Genomic DNA, 20,475 nt, shown 5'->3' on the forward strand with positions numbered 1-20,475 from the left:
AGATAAAAGACCACAATAGGGAATCTCTTTCCCGATAGACGCAAAAGTGAGAGTCCTATGGACCGATTTGCAGCCGTTGAACTTTTCGTGCAAATCGCGGAAGTAGGCAGCCTGACCAAGGCTGCCGAGAGCTTGGACCTGTCGATTTCGGCAGCAAGCCGCTATCTCTGTGCGCTAGAGGAGCACCTCGGTGGGCGCCTCGTCCAGCGAACGACGCGCAAGCTGTACCTGACGGATGCGGGGATGGAGTTCTATCGCAGGGCCAAGGGAATTTTGGCCGATCTGCGGGAGGCCGAAGCCACGGTGACGGAGGCGACGATCAAGCCCGCTGGCGTGCTGCGCGTGACAGCCTCGCTCTCGTTTTGCCTGCTTCAGATCGCGCCGTTGCTGCCAGCGTTTACGGCGAAGTATCCGGACATCACGGTCGACGTGATCGCAGCGAATCGCTACTACGACATCATCGACAACAATGTCGATCTGGCGATTCGAACCCGTCAGTTCGAATCGGACTCGAACATCACGATTCGGCGCCTTGCTTCAACTCGCAGGGTGCTAGCCGCTTCTCCTGAGTACCTGGAGAAGCACGGCGTTCCCAAAACACCGGAGGACTTGGCAGCGCACAAGATGTTGATCTACGTCCACGCGATTGATCCTCTTGAGCTGACGCTCAAGCGCGGAAACGAGACGTCGGTTGTACGCGTGAAGTCTTTCGTCGAGGCCAACGACGGTCAGATCATCGTTCGCAATGCGCTTGACGGGTTGGGCATCCTGGTCCAGCCCAAGTACATCGTCTATGACGACATTGCTCGAGGAGCGCTGATTCCGATTCTGGACGACTGGGATCTGCCGCGACTGAACATCAACTTCGCTTTTCAAACACGTGCGCATCTACCTGCGAAGGTGCGCCTGTTCATGGAGGCCATGGTCGAGCGATTTGAGACGCAGCAGTACGAGCGCCTCTGGACGTCGTGACGCTAGCCGCTCGGTCAGGTGCTCCTGGACGGCCAGGCGCTCCCGACGCCTGATCAGCTGCGTTCAGGCAGCTTGTTCGTGGCGGCTGGCCGCGGCGTAGAGGTCGTCGGCGAACCTTGGATCATTGCGCGAAAACCTACTTGCGAATTCGCGCAAGGCGTCTGCTTGCTCGGTCTTGGTTGGTTGTCGTGCGCTAAGCGCCGAACCGTTGCCGCTCATCAGCGCGAGGCCGCTGCGAAACAGTCGTCCGAGCCAGGATGAGAAGAGTGCCAGAGTCGGTTGAGCGACGTTCGAATGGGCCATGTGGACCCCAAGAGTGAGAGTGGCTCACGGCCACGATGCTTCCATTTTATCTAGGGTTAACCCGTATGTATAGGGTTTACCCCAATAGCAGAGTTGCATTGCAAAGAAACACAGGCGCAGCTCGCTACCGAGCCTCGCTCGCCACAGTTCCCCAGTGAAAAAGGGGATGCTTTCTCCCGGCATTGAGCAACAAACCGAAGAAACCGGCGAGATTCTTTCATCGATCGGGAAACTGATTCCCTTGGATAGCTCTTCTATCCAGCCGTGCACAGACCTAAAGTCCATTCCACATTGATACGGCGAACAGCCGCCAACGATGGCAAATGGAGACATGATGAGCACAGGCGATCAAAAACCGAAGCTTCCGTATTTCGAGGAAGACTCGTCCGCGGAAGTTGTAAATGCCCGCATGGGCGTGGGGATTGACCCGCGTCTCGAGCAAATGATGACCGTGGTAGTCAAGCACCTGCACGCGGCCGTAAAAGAGATTGAGCCGACCCATGACGAATGGCTCGCAGCCATCAAGTTCCTGACGGACACCGGCCACATGTGCAACGAATGGCGTCAGGAGTTCATCCTGCTGTCGGACGTGCTGGGTGTGTCGATGTTGGTCGACTCGATCAACAACCGACGCCCCACCGGCGCAACCCCGAACACCATCCTTGGGCCGTTCTACGTGTCCGGGGCGCCTCGTTACCAGAACGGGGCGAACATCTGCCTCGACGGTAAGGGCGAGCCGATGGTGGCTCGTGGCCAAGTCGTAGACATCGACGGCAAGCCGGTGCAGGGCGCGCAGATTGAGGTCTGGCAGACCAATGATGAAGGTTTCTACGACGTCCAGCAGAAGGGCGTTCAGCCGGATTGGAACTTGCGGGGTGTGTTTGCTTCGGCAGACGACGGCAGCTACTGGTTCCGCTCCGTCAAACCACGCAACTATCCGATCCCCAATGATGGTCCCGTCGGCAAGTTGCTCGATCGGTTGGGACGCCATCCCAACCGTGCCGCGCACATGCACTTCATTGTGACCGCTCCGGGCTACGAGCCGGTCATCACCCACATCTTCACGCCGGATTGCGAGTACCTCACAGAGGACGCTGTCTTCGGAGTGAAGCACGACTTGATCGCTGACTTCCGGAAGCTCGACGACCCTGCGCAGGCAAAGGAACTGGGGTTCAGCGCTCCGTTCTGGGCTGTCGAGTGGAACTTCACGCTGGCTCCGCGGCAGAGCAGCCAGGGTTCCACCGATTGGATCAATCGAGTGGTAGTCAACTGACCTTGCCCAGAAGGGCATAACCAGCCAAAGGCGCAGGCCGCGGCTCAATAACGGAGACATAGATGCTACGAGTAGCAGTGCTTGGCGCTGGGCGGATCGGCAAAATCCATGCAGCCAACATCGCGGCAGATCGCCGCACGAAATTGGTGGTGGTGGCCGATCCCCACAAGGCTTCGGTAGAACCCCTCGCCGAACAACTTGGCTGCGAAGCTTCGCTTGATTGCGCCGCCGCCATCGACCGCGAGGATGTGGATGCCGTGCTCATCGGCACCCCAACCGACACCCACATCGACTTGATGCTGCGCGCGGTGAAGCTCGGCAAGCCGGTCCTGTGTGAAAAACCCATCGACCTTGACATCGAAAGAGCACGCGCGGCGGTCGAGACGGTGGAAGGCCTCAATGGTCGCGTCATGCTTGCGTTCAACCGCCGTTTCGATCCCGATGCCCTACGTCTGCGCAAGGCGATCGAAGAGGGCGAGGTTGGTGACGTCCGCCAAGTGATCATTACCAGTCGCGACCCTGGCCTGCCGCCTCGGGAGTATTTGCGTCATTCTGGCGGGTATTTTCGCGATAGCACCATCCACGATTTCGACACGGCGCGCTGGATGCTTGGAGAAGATCCGACCGAGATCATGGCTATCGGCAGCCGCCTGGTCGATCCGACCTTGGACGATGTACCGGACTTCGACAGCGTCATGGTGATCATGCGCACCGCCTCGGGCAAGCAGTGCCATATCAATCAATGCAGGGAGGCCTCCTACGGCTTCGACCAGCGCCTGGAGGTGTTCGGTTCCAAGGGCATGCTGCTCAACGAGAACCATCGCCCGTCATCGCTGCGCCGCTGGACCAGCACCATGACGGAAGCGCGCGACCCTCTGCTGAATTTCTTCCTGGAGCGTCACGCCGACTCCTACAAGATCGAGCTGGATAGTTTCCTCACTGCGCTCGAAACCGATGGCCCGATTCCCGCTACTTTGCGCGATGGCATCCGCGCCTTGCGCATCGCCGATTGCGCGCTGGAGTCTGCAACCACTGGCCGCATGGTCCGGATCTGATGTGTCGTAAAGGCAAGTCCAACTAAGGAGAGACGATGAATACAGCAAGTTCTGTCATCTCGATCAAGGGTGTTTCGAAAGCGTTCTCCGGCGTGCGAGCGCTGGACAACGTCCAGATTGAGCTCTTTCCTGGCGAGGTTCACGCGCTCATGGGCGAGAACGGAGCAGGCAAATCAACGCTCATGAAGATCCTGGCAGGGGTCTACCAGAAAGACTCCGGCGAGATCCTGCTCGACGGCAGCCCAGTCGACATCGACAGTCCGCATTCGGCGCAGGCGCATGGCATCAGCATCATTCATCAGGAGCTCAACCTGATGAACCACTTGAGCGCGGCCCAGAACATCTTCATCGGGCGCGAGCCTAAACGCCTGGGCATGTTCGTCGATGAGGACGCATTGAACCGCCAGGCCACCGAGATCTTCGAGCGTATGCACCTGAAGCTCGATCCAAGGACGCCTGTGGGCGAACTGACGGTTGCGAAGCAGCAGATGGTCGAGATTGCCAAGGCGCTGTCGTTCGACTCGCGGGTGTTGATCATGGACGAGCCTACGGCGGCGCTCAACAACGCGGAAGTTGGCGACCTATTCACGATCATCCGCAAGCTCAAGGCAAACGGTGTCGCCTTGGTCTACATCTCGCACAAGATGGACGAGTTGCAGCAGATCTCCGATCGTGTCACCGTGATGCGGGACGGACAGTATGTCGCCACGGTACCCATGGCCACGACAAGCACCGACCGCATCATCAACATGATGGTGGGGCGAGACATCGGCGACGTGGCGAATCACTCGCCCGATACGTCAGGCAACCCGGTTGTACTGGAGGTCCGCAATCTCAATCGCGGAAAAGCCATACGCAATGTCAGCTTCACCTTGCGTAAGGGTGAGATTCTCGGCTTCGCCGGGTTGATGGGTGCAGGTCGCACCGAGGTGGCCAGGGCGGTGTTCGGCGCCGATCGGATCGGTTCCGGCGAGATCCATGTTCACGGCAAGCAGGCAAACATTCGCTCGCCCGAGGACGCCGTCGCCCAAGGCGTCGGCTATCTCTCGGAGGATCGCAAGCACTTCGGCCTTGCCACTGGGTTGGATGTCGAAACGAACATCGTGATGTCGAGCCTGAAGCGCTTCTTGAAGTTCGGCACTGTCGTGGATGACAAGCGCACGCGTGCAGTCGCACAAGACTACGTCAAGCAACTAAAAATCAAGACTTCCTCGGTGGAGAAGCAGGTCAAGCTGCTGTCCGGCGGCAATCAACAGAAGATCGTTATCGCCAAGTGGCTCCTGCGCGATTGCGACATCCTGTTCTTCGATGAGCCCACCCGCGGCATTGACATCGGCGCGAAGAGCGAGATCTACAAGTTGCTCGACGCTCTGGCTGAACAGGGAAAGGCGATTGTGATGATCTCTTCCGAGCTTCCGGAAGTGATCCGGATGAGCCATCGAATCCTGGTGATGTGCGAAGGCCGAATCACCGGCGAGATTCCGGGCCGAAAGGCAACCCAGGAAAACATCATGCAGCTCGCGACCCAGCGAGACACCGAGACAGTGGCCTGAGCAAGGCCTACAACCAAGGACATCATCGTGGACACCCATTCCTCCCCAGGCGCCAGCGCTCCCGTCGGCACATCTGAAAGCTTCGGCGCCAAGCTGAAGAGCAAGATCTTCAACCCTGCAACGCGCCAAAAGCTGCTGGCGTTCGGAAGCCTGATCGCGCTCATGGCGTTCTTCAGTTTCGCGTCGCCCAACTTCATGCAGGGCGACAACATGGTTGCGATCCTTCAGGCTACTGCCGTCAATGGCGTGCTGGCGATCGCAGTCACCTTTGTCATCATCACTTCGGGCATTGACCTGTCCGTCGGCACGCTGATGACGTTCTGCTCAGTGATGGCGGGCGTGTTCCTCACATACTGGGGACTCCCGCTCATGGTCGGCGTGATTGCGGCCATCTTTTTCGGAGCACTCTGCGGCCTGGTGTCGGGGGTGCTGATCGCCAAGCTGAAGATCCCGCCATTCATCGCCACCCTCGGCATGATGATGCTGCTCAAGGGCTTGGCACTCGTGATTGCCGGTACGAAGCCGATCTACTTCAACGACACGCCTAATTTCACCAGCATCGCGCAGGACTCGTTGATTGGTGATTTGATCCCAGCGTTGCCGATCCCCAACGCAGTGCTGATCCTTCTGATCGTCGCCGTGGTGGCCAGCCTGATCTTGAACAAGACCATCCTGGGACGCTACACGTTTGCCCTTGGCAGCAACGAAGAAGCGGTGCGACTGTCCGGCGTCAATACCGACTTCTGGAAGATCATCGTCTATACCCTGAACGGCGCGATCTGCGGCATCGCAGGCCTGCTCATTGCCTCGCGTCTGAATTCTGCCCAACCCGCACTCGGCCAGGGCTATGAACTCGACGCGATCGCCGCCGTGGTCATCGGTGGGACGTCGCTCTCGGGAGGCACCGGGACGATTCTCGGAACCATCATCGGCGCTTTCATCATGAGCGTTCTGACGAACGGCCTCCGCATCATGTCTGTGGCGCAGGAATGGCAGACAGTCGTCACCGGGCTGATCATCATTCTCGCCGTCTACACGGACATCCTTCGGCGCGGCAAGGGCTGAGCCCCTCCAAGCGCCAAAGCCGCGTCCCGCACCCAACACGCCCTAGATCCCATCAGTGGAAGCAAGGCGCCCAGATTCAGTTTGAGGCAACCTCACCGTTTTCCGGACGGCTTCCGGTTCAATTTTTCCAGGAGACAATCATGTTGAAAAGACGAGTTATCGCGATCGCAATGGGCGTGGGCGCTGTATTGAGCCTTCCTACCGCTGCGCTTGCCCAGGAGATCTACATCCCGCTGCTTTCGAAAGGCTTCCAGCACCAGTTTTGGCAGGCGGTGAAACAGGGGGCGGAGCAAGCGGGGAAGGACTACAAGGTGAGGGTCACGTTCGAAGGACCTGAATCGGAATCGATGGTCGACAAGCAAATCGACATGCTTTCCGCCATCCTCGGCAAGAAGCCCAACGCCATTGGCTTCGCAGCGCTGGACAGCCAGGCCGCGCTGCCTCTGCTGAAGAAAGCACAGGCCGCGAAGATCCCGATCATTGCGTTCGACTCTGGGGTTGCAGGTGACATTCCGGTCACGACGGCCGCAACCAACAACGTCGCCGCGGCCGCGCTGGCCGCTGACAAGATGGCCGCGCTTGTGGGCAACGAAGGTGAGGTCGCAGTCGTCGGCCACGACCAGACCAGCCGCACAGGCATTGATCGCGTTGAGGGATTCGTCAACCGGATGAAGTCAACGTACCCGAAGATCAAGATCGTCAGCGTCCAGTACGGAGGCGGGGATCAGCTCAAGTCGACCGAAGTCACGAAGTCGATCCTTCAGGCCGCTCCGAATATCAAGGGCGTCTTCGGCACGAACGAAGGCGCGGCTATCGGCGTGATCAACGGCGTGCGCGAGAGCAAGAAGAAGGTTGTCGTGATCGGCTACGACTCCGGCAAGCTGCAAAAGCAGGCCATCATGGACGGCACCATGGCCGGGGCCATCACCCAGAATCCGGTTGGCATCGGCTACAAGACTGTGGAGGCTGCCGTCAAGACGCTCAAAGGCGAGCCCGTGCCGAAGATCATCGACACCGGCTTTTTCTGGTACGACAAGGCCACGATCGGTGACCCCAAGATCGCAGCGGTGCTTTACGACTGATTCAGAGGCGGGCGCGGCCAGCGACCTTCGCTGGTCGCGCTAGTTGTAGTTATGAGCGGCCTCTTGCACGTGACTCAGCAACGGATGCTCGCCGAATCGCAGTTCGATTGAAGTCAGCAACCGGTCGCAAACCGGCCGTAGAAGGAAAAAGGACGACCGGCCGCACTAGGCGCGAGCACCGGTTCGCGGCCGCGCCTGGCAACTGACCTTCGGCGTGATTGCCCGGTTGGCGAAGGACTGCTATCGGCAAGCTTGGCGAGCAGGCAGTCCCTGCCAGGCAGACCTCGCCCGGCACCCCTCACCGGACGTATACGCTGGCCTAAGCTCCTGGTCGACCCTGCTCGCCTTCTCGTCAGAACCGCCGGCGCCGCACGTCACTTTGCTCGTTGCTCCTGTCGAAGGAGCGGCGCCGAGCTTCGTGCGCCGCCAAGTTACGCTCTCTAGGTCAATTTCAATCCGATGTTCCGAATCAAATCGCGGTTCACCAGCGCTTCGTGGGCGATCGCCTCCTCGAAGGCGGCGGCGCCTTTCGGCATGAGCAGCATGCCTTGCGATTCGGCACCCGATTCCCGTGAGTACCACGGGCTCGGTTCGGTGATGACCTTCAGCTTGTCGGCCAGCGTGAACGGATAGTGGTCGCCCATGTGGGTGTCGAAGCCCATGCGGATTTTCTCGACGACCGCGCCGCGCTGCCCGACCTTCAAGTCGCGGTTGATCACCAGGCCGGTCGGCGGTCGCAGCTTGGCGATGCGTTGCGGCAACTCGTACGGAAGACCCTCGGTGTCGCCGACGGAGGCCGTGCCGGTCAGCACCGGCGTGCCGTCGCGCTTCTCCGCATGGATGCGGACGAAATGGGGCTGCGACGGATTCGGCTGCACGAAGGCCCGCACGTCCTCGCCCTCGACCACCATGTCTGGTAGTGCGCGCTGATGCATCCGGTCTCGAACCAGACCTTGCCGAACACCCGGTACAGCAGAGGATCGAACTGGCTGAAATGGGTGGGCCCTTCGATGGGGCCGGCGCGCAGTCCCAGTCCTTCGGCCATGGCGTCGTCGTGAATCGATTTGTGGCCGTCGTAGCGCTGGTCCGCGAGCATCTACCGGGGCTGGCGCAGGGGGCCGCACAAGAGGCCGGTACTGTCGTGAAGGGTTTGGTCATCGTCGGTGCCTCTGGCTGAAGGTCGGCGATTCTAGGATGCGGGACATTCACCGGAAGTCACGCGAGAGACCTGCGCTGATGACCTAAGCCAACACCGCCAGCAGGCTCGCGACGCCGATCCCCACCGCCGCCAACGCATCGCCGGCGATCAATCCCCCGCCGAACAGCGAGGCGCTGCTCATGTCCTCCGGCACATCGCGCCGCGCGGGCGCCCGGGCCGTCCACAGGCTGCCTGCAACGCCGCCCGCACCGAGCCACAGCGACGTAGGCAGGTTGACGAAGCCGCCGAACGACAGCGCATAGGGCGACGGCAACACGATCGCGTCGAGCACGAAACTGCGCGGACGCAGCCACTTGCGCAGCACCTCCACGACCAGGCCCGCCGCGATGCCCAAGCCGATGGCGGTGCGTTGGAAGGGCAGGTCGTCCGTCAGGCTGCGCAGCACGCCCACGAACTTGTACGTCATGGCCGAACCCCATTCGGCCGGCTGCTGGTCGGCCTTCAGCACGGTCTGGTCTTGCAGCAGCGCCGGGTAGGCCGCCATGAACAGCCGCGCGAAGACCACCGCCAGGATGGCCCCGACGACGATGCCCAGCACCTGGTAGCGGAACTGCATCACGCGCGGCGTGCCAAGGCGCCAGCCGGTGGAGCGGTCCTGCTGCATGTCGCAGGCCACGCTGGTCGCGACCAGCAGCACGGCGCCGGCCATCAGTCCCACGCCGGGGTCGCGCAAGCCCAGGGCCGCGAGGATCACGACCGTCACGACGAAAGCCGAGGAGATCGGATTGGAGTCGCTCACGCCCACCGAGATGCCGTTGACCAGCGCAAAGAGAAAGACCAGCGCGACTGCGACTGCGAGATAGAAGAGGGGCTGCCCCAGCAGCCAGTGCCCGCAGGCCACGGTGGCGGCCGCCCAGAAAAGCACCCACAGCACGAGGCGCGCACTGTTGACGCGTTTCCAGTCGTCGACCACCGACGGTGGCGCATCGCGTTCACTTTGACGACGCGCGTCCGGCAGCGCCCGCGCGAAGATCAGCGCCATGTCCACCAGCGCCGCACCCATGATCGTTCCCAGCGCGATCAGGAACATGATCTTGCGCGGCGGGTCGCCAGCCTGGAGCCAGCCGATCGAGACGAAGTACGGCTGCAGCACCACGCCGATCAGGCCCCCCATCACCGCGGGAATGCCGATGCGCGCGCCGACGACGAGCCCTGCGCCGAAGGTGGATGCGGACAGTCCGATCGCGCCCAGCAGTGGCAGGCGGGCTGAGGCCAGCCCCGCGATCAATCCGACGGTCATGCCACCCCCGAGTTGCCGGACCGAGCGCCGCAACAACAGGGGATCGGTCAGCGCCCGCAGGATGTTGGCGACCGCCAGCCCGGACGGAAAGGCCAGTCGCATGCGGTCCACCAGCACCGGCGTGTAGAGCATGCCCACCCCGACGCCGAACATGCCGACGCAGGCAAGGTACAGCGCCATCTGCCACGCGGGCGGCTGCGGCAGGCCCATCCAGGCCATGGCCTGCAGCAGCACGCCCATGCCGCTCATGCTGGCCACCGAGGCCGCGGCGGTCTGGATGTAGTTCGCGCCATGCCGCCCGGCCGCGCCATAGCCCGCGGTGACGGCGGAGCCGAGCAGGCCCGCCAGCACCTGGCCACCCACGAAGAAGCCGAGCGAGAAGTTCATGTAGGCGGCGGTCACGCCGGCCAGCGGTCCCAGCACGAGCATGCCCGTGCCCGCCAGGAGCAGGTGATAGCGCCAGCTACCCTCGGCGGGCAACCAGCGCCAGCGGGGACCTTGGTGTGAATCCATGGACCGGATCGATCCCGCTCAAGCCAGCGCCGTCTCGCTGAACATCGCGGCAAGGTGCGCTTCGCCGCGTTCGAGCATGAAATAGCGGAATGCCTCCGCTGCGGGCGAGAGGATCTTCGCGGCGGCGTTCACGAGGTGCCAGCGTCGCATCAACGGCAGGCCTTCCACGGACGGCGCGGCAATCAGCCCGTTGCGCCATTCCAGGCCGATGGTGTGGAGCGACACCAGGCTGACGCCCAGGCCGGCCATGACGGATTGCTTGATGGCCTCGTCGCTCGGCATCTCCATGATGAACATCGGCTGCAGGCGATGCACGGCGAGAAACTCCTCGAGCGCCGCGCGCGTGCCCGAGCCCGGCTCGCGCACGATGAATCCCTCGCGCGCCAGGGCGCTCGCGGCCACGTTTTCCAGCCGCGCGAAGGGGTGGCTCGGTGCGGTCACCAGGACGTGCGGATGCAGGGCGAAGGGCTCGGCGCGATTGGGCCATTCCTTCGGCGCCCGGCCCATCACCGAGAGCTCCACCTCGTTTGCCTGCATCAGCGCCACCAGTTGCTCGCGATTCCCCAGCCGCAGCCGCACCTCGACCGCAGGGTGTTCGGCATGGAACTGCGCCAGCAGCTGCGGCAGGAAGTACTTCGCCGCACTGACCATGCCGATCGTCAGCACGCCCGATTCGACGCCCTTGAAGCGCGCCATGGCGTCCTCGGCGTCCTTCAGCGTGCCGAGCAGGCGCTGCGCGTAGACCGCGAAGTATTCGCCGGCGGTGGAGAGCGACAGCCGGCGCCCGGTGCGGTCGAACAGCGGCAGGCCGACCTGCGACTCCACCTCCTTGATCTGCATCGACACCGCCGGCGGCGTGAGGTGCAGTGCCTCCGCGGCGCGCAGCACGCTGCCGTGGCGCACGACCTCGGCGAACACCCGCAACTGGCGGAACGTGACGTTCATGATTAAGGAAGTACTTATCCAAAACCAAAGGAAGTCTGAATTTACCTTACCTGGTTCGACTTCTACAGTGGGTCCATCGCACACCCCCACCACCGACCGCCACCTGGAGCCACTGTGAACTCACTTGTCGATCAAGGCGTCATCACCGACGCCAGGAAGCGCTACAGCGCCGGTGTCCTGAAGTACCGGCAGATGGGCTATTGGGACCCGGACTATCAGCCCAAGGACACAGACGTTCTCTGCCTCTTCCGCATCACGCCGCAGGATGGCGTCGATGCCATCGAAGCCGCCGCCGCGGTGGCTGGCGAATCGAGCACCGCGACCTGGACGGTGGTCTGGACCGACCGGCTGACCGCCTGCGACAGCTACCGCGCCAAGGCCTACCAGGTTGATCCGGTCCCCGGCCAGCCCGGCCAGTACTTCGCCTGGGTCGCCTACGACCTGATCCTTTTCGAGGAGGGCTCGATCGCCAACATGACGGCCAGCCTGATCGGCAACGTCTTCTCGTTCAAGCCGCTGAAGGCCGCACGGCTGGAGGACATCCGCATCCCGGTCGCCTACGTGAAGACCTTCAAGGGCCCGCCGACCGGCCTGGTGGTCGAGCGCGAGCGGCTCGACAAGTTCGGCCGTCCTCTGCTCGGGGCGACCACCAAGCCCAAGCTCGGCCTGTCGGGGCGCAACTACGGCCGCGTGATCTACGAGGGGCTCAAGGGCGGGCTCGATTTCATGAAGGACGACGAGAACATCAACTCGCAGCCCTTCATGCACTGGCGCGACCGCTTCCTGTACGTGATGGACGGCGTCAACAAGGCCAGCGCGGCGACCGGCGAGGTCAAGGGCAGCTACCTGAACGTCACCGGCGCGACGATGGAAGACATCTACGAGCGGGCGGAGTTCGCGAAGGAACTGGGCTCGGTGGTGGTCATGCTCGACCTGGTGATCGGATGGTCGGCGATCCAGAGCATGGCGAACTGGGCGCGCCGGAACGACATGGTCGTGCACATGCACCGCGCGGGCCATGGCACCTACACGCGGCAGAAGAACCACGGCGTGAGCTTCCGCGTCATCGCCAAGTGGCTACGCCTGGCCGGCGTCGACCATATGCACACCGGCACGGCGGTCGGCAAGCTCGAAGGCGACCCGATGACGGTGCAGGGCTACTACAACGTCTGCCGGGACAGCTTCACCAGGAAGGACCTGCCGCGCGGCCTGTTCTTCGACCAGGACTGGGCCGACATGCGCAAGGTGATGCCAGTCGCCTCGGGCGGCATTCATGCCGGGCAGATGCACCAGCTGATCGACCTGTTCGGCGACGACGTGATCCTGCAGTTCGGCGGCGGAACGATCGGCCACCCGGCGGGCATCCAGGCGGGCGCGGTGGCCAACCGCGTCGCGCTCGAGGTGATCGTCAAGGCGCGCAACGAAGGCCGTGACATCAAGAACGAGGGCCCCGAGATCCTTCACGCCGCGGCGCGGCACTGCACGCCGCTCAAGCAGGCGCTCGACACCTGGAAGGATGTGTCGTTCAACTACGCGTCCACCGACACCAGCGATTTCGCCACCACCGCGTCGGTGGCCTGAAAGGGATCCCGATCATGATGACCAACCCGACCGGCCGCATCACCCAGGGCCAGTTCAGCTTCCTGCCCGATCTCACCGACCCCGAGATCTCGCTGCAGATCGACTACGGCCTCAGGAAGGGCTACGCCTGGAGCGTCGAGTACACCGACGACCCGCATCCACGCAACACGTACTGGGAGATGCACGGCATGCCGATGTTCGACCTGGAGGATGCGGCGGGCGTCATGCTGGAGCTGAAGGAATGCCGCAAGACCTTCCCCCACCACTACATCCGGCTGATGGCGTTCGATTCCACGCGCGGCGTCGAGACCATCACGATGAGCTTCATCGTCAACCGGCCCGACAGCGAGGCCGGCTTCAGTCTCGTGCGCCAGGAGGCCCATGGCCGCACGATGCGCTACACGGTGCGCAGCTACGCGACCGACAAGCCCGAAGGCGAGCGCTCCGGCGCCTGAACGACAGCGCCCGGACCGCCATGGCCGCACCTCTGTACTCGATCCCCGGCGCCACCGCCGTCGTCGCCCCGGATGAGCCGGCGCCGGCGGCGCGCACGGTGGCCGAGGTCCTGGCGCAAAGCCAGGTCGAGGAGGTCATCGATGAACTCGACCATGACCTGGTCGGGCTGGCGCCTGTGAAGAGCCGCATCCGCGACATCGCCGCGCTGCTGGTGATCGACAGGCTGCGAGCCCAGCACGGCCTCGCCGCGCAGGCGCCTTCGTTGCACATGTGCTTCACCGGCAACCCCGGTACCGGCAAGACCACCGTGGCGCTGCGGATGGCGCAGATCCTTCACCGGCTCGGCTATGTGCGCAAGGGGCACGTGATCAGCGTGACGCGTGACGACCTGGTGGGCCAGTACATCGGCCACACCGCGCCCAAGACGCGGGAGGTCTTGAAGAAGGCGATGGGCGGCGTGCTCTTCATCGACGAGGCGTACTACCTGTACCGCCCGGAGAACGAGCGCGACTACGGCCAGGAGGCCATCGAGATCCTCCTGCAGGTGATGGAAAACCAGCGTGACGACCTGGTCGTGATCCTCGCCGGCTACAAGGACCGCATGGACACCTTCTTCCAGTCCAACCCGGGCATGAGCTCGCGCATCGCGCACCACCTCGACTTTCCCGACTACGCCACGCCCGAGCTGCTGCAGATTGCCGACCGCATGCTGTCCGCCACGCAGTACCGCTTTGGCGCCGAGGCGCGCGATGCGTTCGACGACTACCTGCACCTGCGCATCGCCCAACCGCATTTCGCCAACGCGCGGAGCGTGCGCAATGCACTCGACCGGGCGCGACTGCGCCAGGCCAGCCGGCTGTATGCCGACCGCGAGCGCGTGCTCGGCATGGACGAGCTCAGCACCATCGCCGCCGGCGACATCCTCGCCAGCCGTGTGTTTGCGAACGCCGGAAAGGATGCGCCGTGAAGCCCGATTCCTTGCGCGCCCTGATCTTCGACTTCGACGGCACGCTCGCGGACACCGAGAACGCTCATCGTGCCGCGTTCAACGATGCTTTCGCCGAGGCCGGCCTCGACTGGCATTGGGACGAGCCGCTCTACACGCGGCTGCTGGAAGTCTCCGGCGGCAAGGAGCGTATCCAGCACTACTGGGGCCAGGTGCGCGGAGACGTGAAGGTCATCGACGCGGGTGCCCTGGCCGACACCGTGCAGCGCATTCACGACCTGAAGACCGCGTCCTACGAGCGCCGGGTGCAGGAAGGTGCGGTGCAGCTGCGACCCGGCGTCCTGCAGCTGATCGAGTCCGCGTTCGATGCGGGGCTGTGCCTGGCGATCGCGACCACCACGTCGCCGGTCAACATCGCGGTCGTGCTGCGATCGGCGATCGGGCCTGACTGGTCACGCACCTTCCAGGTCGTCGAGGACGCCTCCACCGCCCCTCGCAAGAAGCCGCATCCGCAGGTCTACCTGCAAACACTGCAGAGGCTGCAACTGCACGCTGCGCAGTGCCTGGCCTTCGAGGACTCGGCCAATGGACTCAAGGCGGCCAGCGATGCCGGTCTGTCGACCATCGTGACCCCCAACGCCTTCACGACGCATCACGACTTCGCGGGCGCGTTGCACGTCCTGCCCGACCTTCAGGACGCGACGGTGGCGGAACTGAGCAACTGGCACGCAGCCGCGCAGCGCTGAGCCCCGGACTGCAAGACGAAAGACGACCATGCCCTTGTCCCATCGATCGACTCTCACGCAGTACCTGATCGAGCAGCGCCGGCGCTTTCCCGGGGCCAGCGGCGACTTCAACGCGCTGATCCTGGATGTCGCGCTCGCAGCCAAGGCCATCGCCCGCGCCGTGGCCTTCGGCGAACTCGGCAGCGCCGAGAGCGGGCAGGGCGGCGAGGTCGGCGGCAAGCTCAACGTGCAAGGCGAGACCCAGAAGCCCCTGGACGTCATCAGCAACGAGATCTTCACCCGCATGAACGAATGGGGAGGCCACTGCGCCGGCATGGCGTCGGAGGAGATGGAAGAGCCCTACCAGATCCCTCCACAGCATCCGCGCGGCAAGTACCTGCTGGTGTTCGACCCGCTGGATGGCTCCAGCAACATCGAGGTGAACGTCACGGTCGGCAGCGTCTTCAGCGTGCTGCGCGCGCCGCAGGACGTGGTCGACAGCGGTCGCGATGTGACCGAGGCCGATTTCCTGCAGCCCGGTGCCGTCCAGGTGGCGGCGGGCTATGCGCTGTACGGCCCGACGACGATGCTGGTGCTGTCGGTCGGAAACGGCGTGGCAGGGTTCACGCTCGACCCCAACCTCGGCGAATTCATGCTGACCCATCCGCACATCCGGGTGCCGGTCGACACGCAGGAGTTCGCGATCAACGCCTCCAACAGCCGCTTCTGGGAGGCGCCGGTTAAGCGCTACGTCGATGAATGCCTGGCCGGCAAGACCGGCACGCGATGCAAGGACTTCAACATGCGCTGGATCGCCTCCATGGTGGCCGAAGTGCATCGGATCCTGATGCGCGGCGGTGTCTTCCTGTATCCGCGCGACTCGAAGGATCCGGGCAGGCTGGGTCGTCTGCGCCTGCTGTACGAGGCCAATCCCATCGGATTCATCGTGGAGCAGGCCGGTGGCCGCGCCAGCACCGGGCGCCAGCCCGTGCTGGGCGTGCAACCGACCTCGCTGCACCAGCGCATTGGCCTCGTGTTCGGCTCAAGGATCGAGGTCGAGCGCATCGAGCGCTATCACACCGAACCTGCGGGGGGCGAACCGGGCAGCCCGTTGTTCGCCAGGCAGAGCCTTTTCCGCGAATGAGATTCCCGCTTCGAGGACACGCCATGTCTGAACGCCACCCCATCATCTCGGTCACCGGCTCTTCGGGCGCCGGGACCACGTCGGTCACGCGGACATTCCAGAACATCTTCCGGCGCGAGCGCGTCAAGGCGGCCGTCATCGAGGGCGACAGCTTCCACCGCTTCGACCGGAAGGAAATGAAGCTGCGGCAGGCAGAGGCCGAGCGCGACGGCAACATGAACTTCAGCCACTTCGGCGCCGAGAACAACCTGTTCCCGGAACTGGAGGCCCTCTTTCGCGACTATGCGAACACCGGCGTCGGCCGTCATCGCAAGTACCTGCACGATGCCGAGGAGGCCGCGCCCTACGATCAGGAACCGGGCACCTTCACGAGCTGGGAAGACTTGCCCGAGGGCACCGATCTGCTGTTCTACGAAGGCCTTCATGGCGCCGTCGTGACGCCCGAAGTCAACGTCGCGCGGCATCCCGATCTGCTGATCGGCGTAGTGCCGGTGATCAACCTGGAGTGGATCCAGAAGCTGTATCGCGACAAGACGCAACGCGGCTACAGCACCGAAGCCGTGACCGACACGATCCTTCGCCGCATGCCCGACTACGTGAACTACATCTGCCCGCAGTTCAGGCACACGCACGTGAACTTCCAGCGCGTGCCGATCGTGGACACCTCGAACCCTTTCATCGCCCGCGACATCCCGTCGGCCGACGAGAGCATGGTGGTCATCCGCTTCGCCAATCCGAAGGGCATCGATTTCCAGTACCTGCTCAACATGATCAACAACTCGTGGATGTCGCGCGCCAACACGATCGTGGTGCCGGGCGGAAAGATGGAGCTGGCGATGCAACTGATCTTCACGCCCTTCATCTGGCGAATGATGGAGCGCCGCAAGGCGGCCCTGGGCGCGCTGTGAGCCGGGGCATGGACTACGACATCGTCAGTTTCGATCTCGACGGGACGCTCGTCGATACCGCCGCCGAGATCGCGGAGGCGGTGAATCTCTCGCTCGACGTGCACGGCGTGGCGCGTCGGCCCACGGCGGAGATCACCCATCTCATTGGCGACGGCGCCCGGCAGCTGATGCTCAAGCTGCTCGCACGGTTGTTCCTCGAGCAGCCGGCGCTGGCGGACACGGTGCGTGTCGAAGTCGTGCTGGAACGCTTCGAGCACGACCTGAACGCCACGATCGGCAGCATCTGTGTCCCCTACGCCGGCGCGCACGAGGCGCTGACCCGGCTGCGCGAGGCCGGCGTGCGACTCGCCTGTGTGACCAACAAGGAACTGCGCCACGCGCGCCGCGTGTTGGAGGCCACGCGGCTCGACGGCCTGTTCGAGCTCGTGGTCGGCGGCGACTCCTTGCCGCACAAGAAGCCCCACGCGAGCGTGCTGCGCCACGTGATCGAGACACTGAACGGCGACAGGTGCCGCGCCGCGCATGTCGGCGATTCGAGCACCGACATGGACGCGGCGCGCAACGCCGGCGTGGCCGCCTGGGCAGTGCCCTACGGCTACAACGCGGGCGTGCCGATTGCCGAGTCGAAGCCGCAGCGCATCTTTCCCGGGGTGATGCAGGTAGCGGACTTCGTGCTCGCCAGCCGGCCCATGCCAGGGGGGTCCGTCACTGCACGCTGCGACGCACCGTGGCGGAAGGGCGCGCCGCAAAGACCTCGAAATCGCTGATCACGGCGCCGAGCAGTTCCACCAACTCGAGCAAGCCTTCGCCCATTTCGCTGGTCTGGTAGCAGATCGAGATCGGATGGGCGGGGATCTCCGGCGACACGCGCAGGAGCCTCACCTTTCCCGCGGCCAGTTCGTCTCGAACCACGCGCTGGGGCAGCAGTCCGACAGCGGCGCCGCATTGCACGGTCAACAGCGTGACGCCCACGTTGTTGCAGGTGCTGATCCGCGAAGGCGTCACGCCCGCATGCGAAAACCACTGCCCGATCGTGACGTGCTGGCGAGAGCCCGGCGGGGCGATCATCAGGTGGTGGTGGGCCAGGTCGGCCGGCGACAGGACATCGCGTGTCGGGCGGAAATCCGGGTGTGCGAACCAGCCCAGCAGGCTGTGGCCCGCGGGCTGCTGCGCCACATGGGGCTCGAGGCTGGGCCCGGCAACGATCCCGATGTCCAGCTCGCAGGCATTGAGCTTCTGGCTCAGCTGGCCCGAATCGCCAATGAACAGCAAGGTCTTGATTGCCGGGTACCGCAGTTCGAGCCGGCGCAGCAGCTCGCCCAGGGAGATGAGCGCGAAGTTCTCGCTCATGCCGATGCGCAGCGTACCCCTGAGCGGGTTGCGGCTGCGAAAACGCTCGCCCATCTCCTGGGCCGTCGCGACCATGCGCTCGGCGTAGACCATGAGCGCATGGGCTTCGGCGGTGAGCGAGATGCGGGGCCCTCTGCGCACGAACAGGCGCACGCCCAGTTCGGACTCGAGCTCGCGCACGCGCTGGGAGATGCTGGGCTGGCTCAAGTGGAGCTCTTGGGCTGCGGACTGGAAGCTGCCACCGCGCACGATGGCCAGAAACGCTCTCAGTTGGTTCAGCGTGGCGTTCACCATAGGCAGATTCTATTTTTAGCCCCCATAAAAATCAGTTTTTCTTTTTCTTCAAGCCTTTCTAACCTTCGAGGCTCTCACAACAACCCCTTCCTCTCATGACTTCCAAAGCTGCCAATTCCGCCCAGATGGAGGCGCTGTTGCGCTTCGGCACAGCCACCATTCACGAGGCGCAGGGCCAGAAAGGCGCTGTCGACGGCGCGATACGGCCCATCGATCCGGGCATGCGCGTGGCGGGGCCGGCGCTGACCGTCAAGTGCCGTCCCGGCGACAACCTGGCCCTGCACTACGCGCTGACCAAGCTCCAGCCCGGCCAGGTGCTGGTGGTCGACGCCGAGGGCTTCGTGGAGGCCGGACCGTGGGGCGACGTGATGTCCTGCGCGGCCATGCAGTGCGGCACCGCCGGCCTCATGATCGATGGCTCGGTGCGCGACTCACGCACGATCATCGAGCTGGGCTTCCCCGTGTTCTCGCGCGGCATCTCGATCAAGGGCACCAACAAGCGCCAGCCGGGGCAGGTCGGCGTGCCGGTGATCTTCGGCGGCATCGTGGTGCGTCCCGGCGACGTGGTGGTCGGCGACCGGGACGGCGTCGTCGTCGTGCTCGCGGAAGAAGTCGGCGACGTCATCACGGCCTGCCAGAACCGCGAGGACAAGGAAGAAAAGTTCCGCGAGAAGCTCCGCGGCGGCAAGACCACGGTCGAGCTGCTCGATCTCGGCCCGCTGCTTCGCTCCTACGGCATGGACTGAACGGGCCCTGGCGCCGCCTTCGAAGAAGAGAAGAAGAGGCGGCTTCCGAAGACGGAATCCCAAATCAAAACAGAACTGGAGACACGGATGACAAAGTGCAAATTCCCCTGGCACGGACTGTTGCAGGGCTTCCTGATGGCCGCTGCGGCCGGCCTTGCCTCGCTGGCGACCGCTGCGGCCCCGCTCGACTGCCGCGCAGTCCACATCGTCGCTCCCAACCCGCCGGGCGGCGCCACCGACGTGCTCTCACGCGTCATCGGCGACCCCCTCGCCCAGCGCATCGGCGTTCCTGTCATCGTCGACAACAAGGGCGGCGCGTCCACCAGCATCGGCAACGAGTTCGTGGCCCGCTCCGCGCCCGACGGCTGCACCTTGCTGATGGGCAACATCTCGATGGCGCTGAACAAGTCGCTGATGAAGCTCAACTACGAGGTCGAGCGCGACCTGCGCGGTGTCATCCAGGTGGCCGCGGTGCCGCTGGCGCTGTTCGTCAATCCCAAGGTGAACGTGAAATCGGTGTCGGAGCTTCTGGCCTACGCCAAGGCGCATCCGGCCGAAGTGAACTTCTCGAGCGCCGGTCCGGGCACGCCGACACACCTGGTCGTCGAGATGCTCAACGAGCGGGAGGGAACCAAGATCATCCATGTCCCCTACCGCGGCGCGGGGCCGGCCACGATGGATGTCATCGGCGGTCTGATAGTGAGCTCGTCCGATTCGCTGATCGCCGTTGCACCGCATATCCGCAATGGCCTGCTACGCGCCCTCGCGGTCAGCGGACCCAAGCGCTCGTCGATCATGCCGGAGGTCCCCACCTTCGCGGAGGCGGGCATCGGCTTTGCCGACATCTCCCTGTGGTACGGCGTGATGGCGCCGAGCAAGACGCCCGACACCGTGGTGCAGTACCTCAACAAGGAGATCTCCGCGGTGCTGCGCCAACCCGAGATCGCGCGCAGGCTGCAGGAACTGGGTTCGGACCTTCCGCCCGACGGCACGCCCCAACAGTTCCAGACGCTGGTGCACAACGAGACCGAACGCCTGAGCGAGCTGATCCGCAAGGCCAACATCACGCTCAACTGACCCGCTCAAAAAAGGACGAAGGCACAGA

Annotated in this window: 20 protein-coding genes; 15 read left to right on the forward strand and 5 right to left on the reverse strand. The window is 63.8% G+C overall.

What is annotated here, in order from left to right; all coding sequences use genetic code 11:
- The first annotated feature begins 57 nt into the window (after positions 1-57).
- Positions 58-972, forward strand: a complete 915-nt coding sequence (locus tag AC1D3B_RS19360) for a LysR family transcriptional regulator (protein ID WP_478192284.1) — start codon at positions 58-60, stop codon at positions 970-972.
- A 63-nt stretch (positions 973-1,035) separates the two neighbouring features.
- Here AC1D3B_RS19360 and AC1D3B_RS19365 read toward each other — a convergent pair whose 3' ends face one another.
- On the reverse strand, positions 1,036-1,275 hold the full coding sequence (locus tag AC1D3B_RS19365; RefSeq protein WP_478192285.1) for a hypothetical protein: 240 nt from the start codon (positions 1,273-1,275) through the stop codon (positions 1,036-1,038).
- A gap of 334 nt (positions 1,276-1,609) precedes the next feature.
- On the opposite strand from AC1D3B_RS19365, the gene AC1D3B_RS19370 reads away from it, so the two are divergent.
- The 5 genes from AC1D3B_RS19370 to AC1D3B_RS19390 all read left to right on the forward strand — a co-directional run bounded on the left by AC1D3B_RS19370 (position 1,610) and on the right by AC1D3B_RS19390 (position 7,303).
- Positions 1,610-2,548 (forward strand): intradiol ring-cleavage dioxygenase, encoded by a 939-nt coding sequence (locus AC1D3B_RS19370; RefSeq protein ID WP_478192286.1) that lies wholly within the window; start codon positions 1,610-1,612, stop codon positions 2,546-2,548.
- Between the two features lie 62 nt (positions 2,549-2,610).
- Positions 2,611-3,603: an inositol 2-dehydrogenase gene (gene iolG, locus AC1D3B_RS19375; protein WP_478192287.1), complete on the forward strand. Its 993-nt coding sequence runs from the start codon at positions 2,611-2,613 to the stop codon at positions 3,601-3,603.
- A 35-nt stretch (positions 3,604-3,638) separates the two neighbouring features.
- Positions 3,639-5,156 carry a sugar ABC transporter ATP-binding protein gene (locus tag AC1D3B_RS19380; protein WP_478192288.1) on the forward strand — a complete coding sequence of 506 codons (1,518 nt, stop codon included), beginning with the start codon at positions 3,639-3,641 and terminating at the stop codon, positions 5,154-5,156.
- Positions 5,157-5,183: 27 nt separating this feature from the next.
- A complete protein-coding gene (locus AC1D3B_RS19385) occupies positions 5,184-6,221 on the forward strand; it encodes an ABC transporter permease (protein WP_478192289.1) in 1,038 nt (345 codons plus the stop codon).
- A 170-nt stretch (positions 6,222-6,391) separates the two neighbouring features.
- The gene (locus tag AC1D3B_RS19390) at positions 6,392-7,303 is read left to right on the forward strand and encodes a substrate-binding domain-containing protein (protein WP_478192475.1); all 912 of its coding nucleotides are present in this window, start codon (positions 6,392-6,394) and stop codon (positions 7,301-7,303) included.
- Positions 7,304-7,743: 440 nt separating this feature from the next.
- On the opposite strand, the gene AC1D3B_RS19395 is transcribed toward AC1D3B_RS19390, so the two are convergent.
- From AC1D3B_RS19395 to AC1D3B_RS19405, 3 genes are all read right to left on the reverse strand, one after another.
- Positions 7,744-8,238, reverse strand: a complete 495-nt coding sequence (locus AC1D3B_RS19395; protein ID WP_478192290.1) for a hypothetical protein — start codon at positions 8,236-8,238, stop codon at positions 7,744-7,746.
- 306 nt (positions 8,239-8,544) lie between these two features.
- Positions 8,545-10,275 carry an OPT/YSL family transporter gene (locus tag AC1D3B_RS19400; protein WP_478192291.1) on the reverse strand — a complete coding sequence of 577 codons (1,731 nt, stop codon included), beginning with the start codon at positions 10,273-10,275 and terminating at the stop codon, positions 8,545-8,547.
- Positions 10,276-10,293: 18 nt separating this feature from the next.
- On the reverse strand, positions 10,294-11,220 hold the full coding sequence (locus AC1D3B_RS19405; protein WP_478192292.1) for a LysR substrate-binding domain-containing protein: 927 nt from the start codon (positions 11,218-11,220) through the stop codon (positions 10,294-10,296).
- 114 nt (positions 11,221-11,334) lie between these two features.
- Between AC1D3B_RS19405 and AC1D3B_RS19410 the strand changes: the two genes are divergently transcribed.
- The 7 genes from AC1D3B_RS19410 to AC1D3B_RS19440 are packed head-to-tail and all read left to right on the forward strand — an operon-like array spanning position 11,335 to position 17,747.
- A complete protein-coding gene (locus AC1D3B_RS19410; RefSeq protein WP_478192293.1) occupies positions 11,335-12,801 on the forward strand; it encodes a form I ribulose bisphosphate carboxylase large subunit in 1,467 nt (488 codons plus the stop codon).
- Between the two features lie 14 nt (positions 12,802-12,815).
- Entirely contained in the window at positions 12,816-13,256 is a 441-nt protein-coding gene (locus AC1D3B_RS19415) for a ribulose bisphosphate carboxylase small subunit (protein WP_478192294.1), read from the forward strand.
- Between the two features lie 20 nt (positions 13,257-13,276).
- Positions 13,277-14,224 (forward strand): CbbX protein, encoded by a 948-nt coding sequence (cbbX, locus tag AC1D3B_RS19420; RefSeq protein ID WP_478192295.1) that lies wholly within the window; start codon positions 13,277-13,279, stop codon positions 14,222-14,224.
- Positions 14,221-14,949 carry an HAD-IA family hydrolase gene (locus AC1D3B_RS19425; RefSeq protein WP_478192296.1) on the forward strand — a complete coding sequence of 243 codons (729 nt, stop codon included), beginning with the start codon at positions 14,221-14,223 and terminating at the stop codon, positions 14,947-14,949. The genes cbbX and AC1D3B_RS19425 overlap by 4 nt, the downstream gene beginning before the upstream one ends.
- Positions 14,950-14,977: 28 nt before the next feature.
- Positions 14,978-16,072, forward strand: a complete 1,095-nt coding sequence (locus AC1D3B_RS19430; RefSeq protein ID WP_478192297.1) for a class 1 fructose-bisphosphatase — start codon at positions 14,978-14,980, stop codon at positions 16,070-16,072.
- Between the two features lie 23 nt (positions 16,073-16,095).
- On the forward strand, positions 16,096-16,980 hold the full coding sequence (locus AC1D3B_RS19435; protein ID WP_478192298.1) for a phosphoribulokinase: 885 nt from the start codon (positions 16,096-16,098) through the stop codon (positions 16,978-16,980).
- A gap of 8 nt (positions 16,981-16,988) precedes the next feature.
- Complete coding sequence (locus tag AC1D3B_RS19440; RefSeq protein WP_478192299.1) at positions 16,989-17,747, forward strand: HAD-IA family hydrolase; 759 nt, start codon at positions 16,989-16,991, stop codon at positions 17,745-17,747.
- Here AC1D3B_RS19440 and AC1D3B_RS19445 read toward each other — a convergent pair.
- Positions 17,686-18,624 carry a LysR family transcriptional regulator gene (locus AC1D3B_RS19445; protein ID WP_478192300.1) on the reverse strand — a complete coding sequence of 313 codons (939 nt, stop codon included), beginning with the start codon at positions 18,622-18,624 and terminating at the stop codon, positions 17,686-17,688. The genes AC1D3B_RS19440 and AC1D3B_RS19445 overlap by 62 nt on opposite strands.
- Positions 18,625-18,719: 95 nt before the next feature.
- Between AC1D3B_RS19445 and AC1D3B_RS19450 the strand changes: the two genes are divergently transcribed.
- A complete protein-coding gene (locus AC1D3B_RS19450; RefSeq protein WP_478192301.1) occupies positions 18,720-19,370 on the forward strand; it encodes a 4-carboxy-4-hydroxy-2-oxoadipate aldolase/oxaloacetate decarboxylase in 651 nt (216 codons plus the stop codon).
- 87 nt (positions 19,371-19,457) lie between these two features.
- Entirely contained in the window at positions 19,458-20,447 is a 990-nt protein-coding gene (locus AC1D3B_RS19455) for a tripartite tricarboxylate transporter substrate binding protein (protein ID WP_478192302.1), read from the forward strand.
- The last annotated feature ends 28 nt before the right edge of the window (positions 20,448-20,475 follow it).

It is taken from the genome of Variovorax sp. P5_A3 (assembly GCF_056400665.1).

What these genes read in the sequence shown, in the direction of transcription:
- AC1D3B_RS19360 (WP_478192284.1), top strand. Translation starts at nt 58, where the DNA reads ATGGACCGATTTGCAGCCGTTGAACTTTTCGTGCAAATCGCGGAAGTA.
- AC1D3B_RS19365 (WP_478192285.1), bottom strand. Translation starts at nt 1,275, where the DNA reads ATGGCCCATTCGAACGTCGCTCAACCGACTCTGGCACTCTTCTCATCC.
- AC1D3B_RS19370 (WP_478192286.1), top strand. Translation starts at nt 1,610, where the DNA reads ATGAGCACAGGCGATCAAAAACCGAAGCTTCCGTATTTCGAGGAAGAC.
- iolG (WP_478192287.1), top strand. Translation starts at nt 2,611, where the DNA reads ATGCTACGAGTAGCAGTGCTTGGCGCTGGGCGGATCGGCAAAATCCAT.
- AC1D3B_RS19380 (WP_478192288.1), top strand. Translation starts at nt 3,639, where the DNA reads ATGAATACAGCAAGTTCTGTCATCTCGATCAAGGGTGTTTCGAAAGCG.
- AC1D3B_RS19390 (WP_478192475.1), top strand. Translation starts at nt 6,392, where the DNA reads ATGGGCGTGGGCGCTGTATTGAGCCTTCCTACCGCTGCGCTTGCCCAG.
- AC1D3B_RS19395 (WP_478192290.1), bottom strand. Translation starts at nt 8,238, where the DNA reads ATGCATCAGCGCGCACTACCAGACATGGTGGTCGAGGGCGAGGACGTG.
- AC1D3B_RS19400 (WP_478192291.1), bottom strand. Translation starts at nt 10,275, where the DNA reads ATGGATTCACACCAAGGTCCCCGCTGGCGCTGGTTGCCCGCCGAGGGT.
- AC1D3B_RS19405 (WP_478192292.1), bottom strand. Translation starts at nt 11,220, where the DNA reads ATGAACGTCACGTTCCGCCAGTTGCGGGTGTTCGCCGAGGTCGTGCGC.
- AC1D3B_RS19415 (WP_478192294.1), top strand. Translation starts at nt 12,816, where the DNA reads ATGATGACCAACCCGACCGGCCGCATCACCCAGGGCCAGTTCAGCTTC.
- cbbX (WP_478192295.1), top strand. Translation starts at nt 13,277, where the DNA reads ATGGCCGCACCTCTGTACTCGATCCCCGGCGCCACCGCCGTCGTCGCC.
- AC1D3B_RS19430 (WP_478192297.1), top strand. Translation starts at nt 14,978, where the DNA reads ATGCCCTTGTCCCATCGATCGACTCTCACGCAGTACCTGATCGAGCAG.
- AC1D3B_RS19435 (WP_478192298.1), top strand. Translation starts at nt 16,096, where the DNA reads ATGTCTGAACGCCACCCCATCATCTCGGTCACCGGCTCTTCGGGCGCC.
- AC1D3B_RS19440 (WP_478192299.1), top strand. Translation starts at nt 16,989, where the DNA reads ATGGACTACGACATCGTCAGTTTCGATCTCGACGGGACGCTCGTCGAT.
- AC1D3B_RS19445 (WP_478192300.1), bottom strand. Translation starts at nt 18,624, where the DNA reads ATGGTGAACGCCACGCTGAACCAACTGAGAGCGTTTCTGGCCATCGTG.
- AC1D3B_RS19450 (WP_478192301.1), top strand. Translation starts at nt 18,720, where the DNA reads ATGACTTCCAAAGCTGCCAATTCCGCCCAGATGGAGGCGCTGTTGCGC.
- AC1D3B_RS19455 (WP_478192302.1), top strand. Translation starts at nt 19,458, where the DNA reads ATGACAAAGTGCAAATTCCCCTGGCACGGACTGTTGCAGGGCTTCCTG.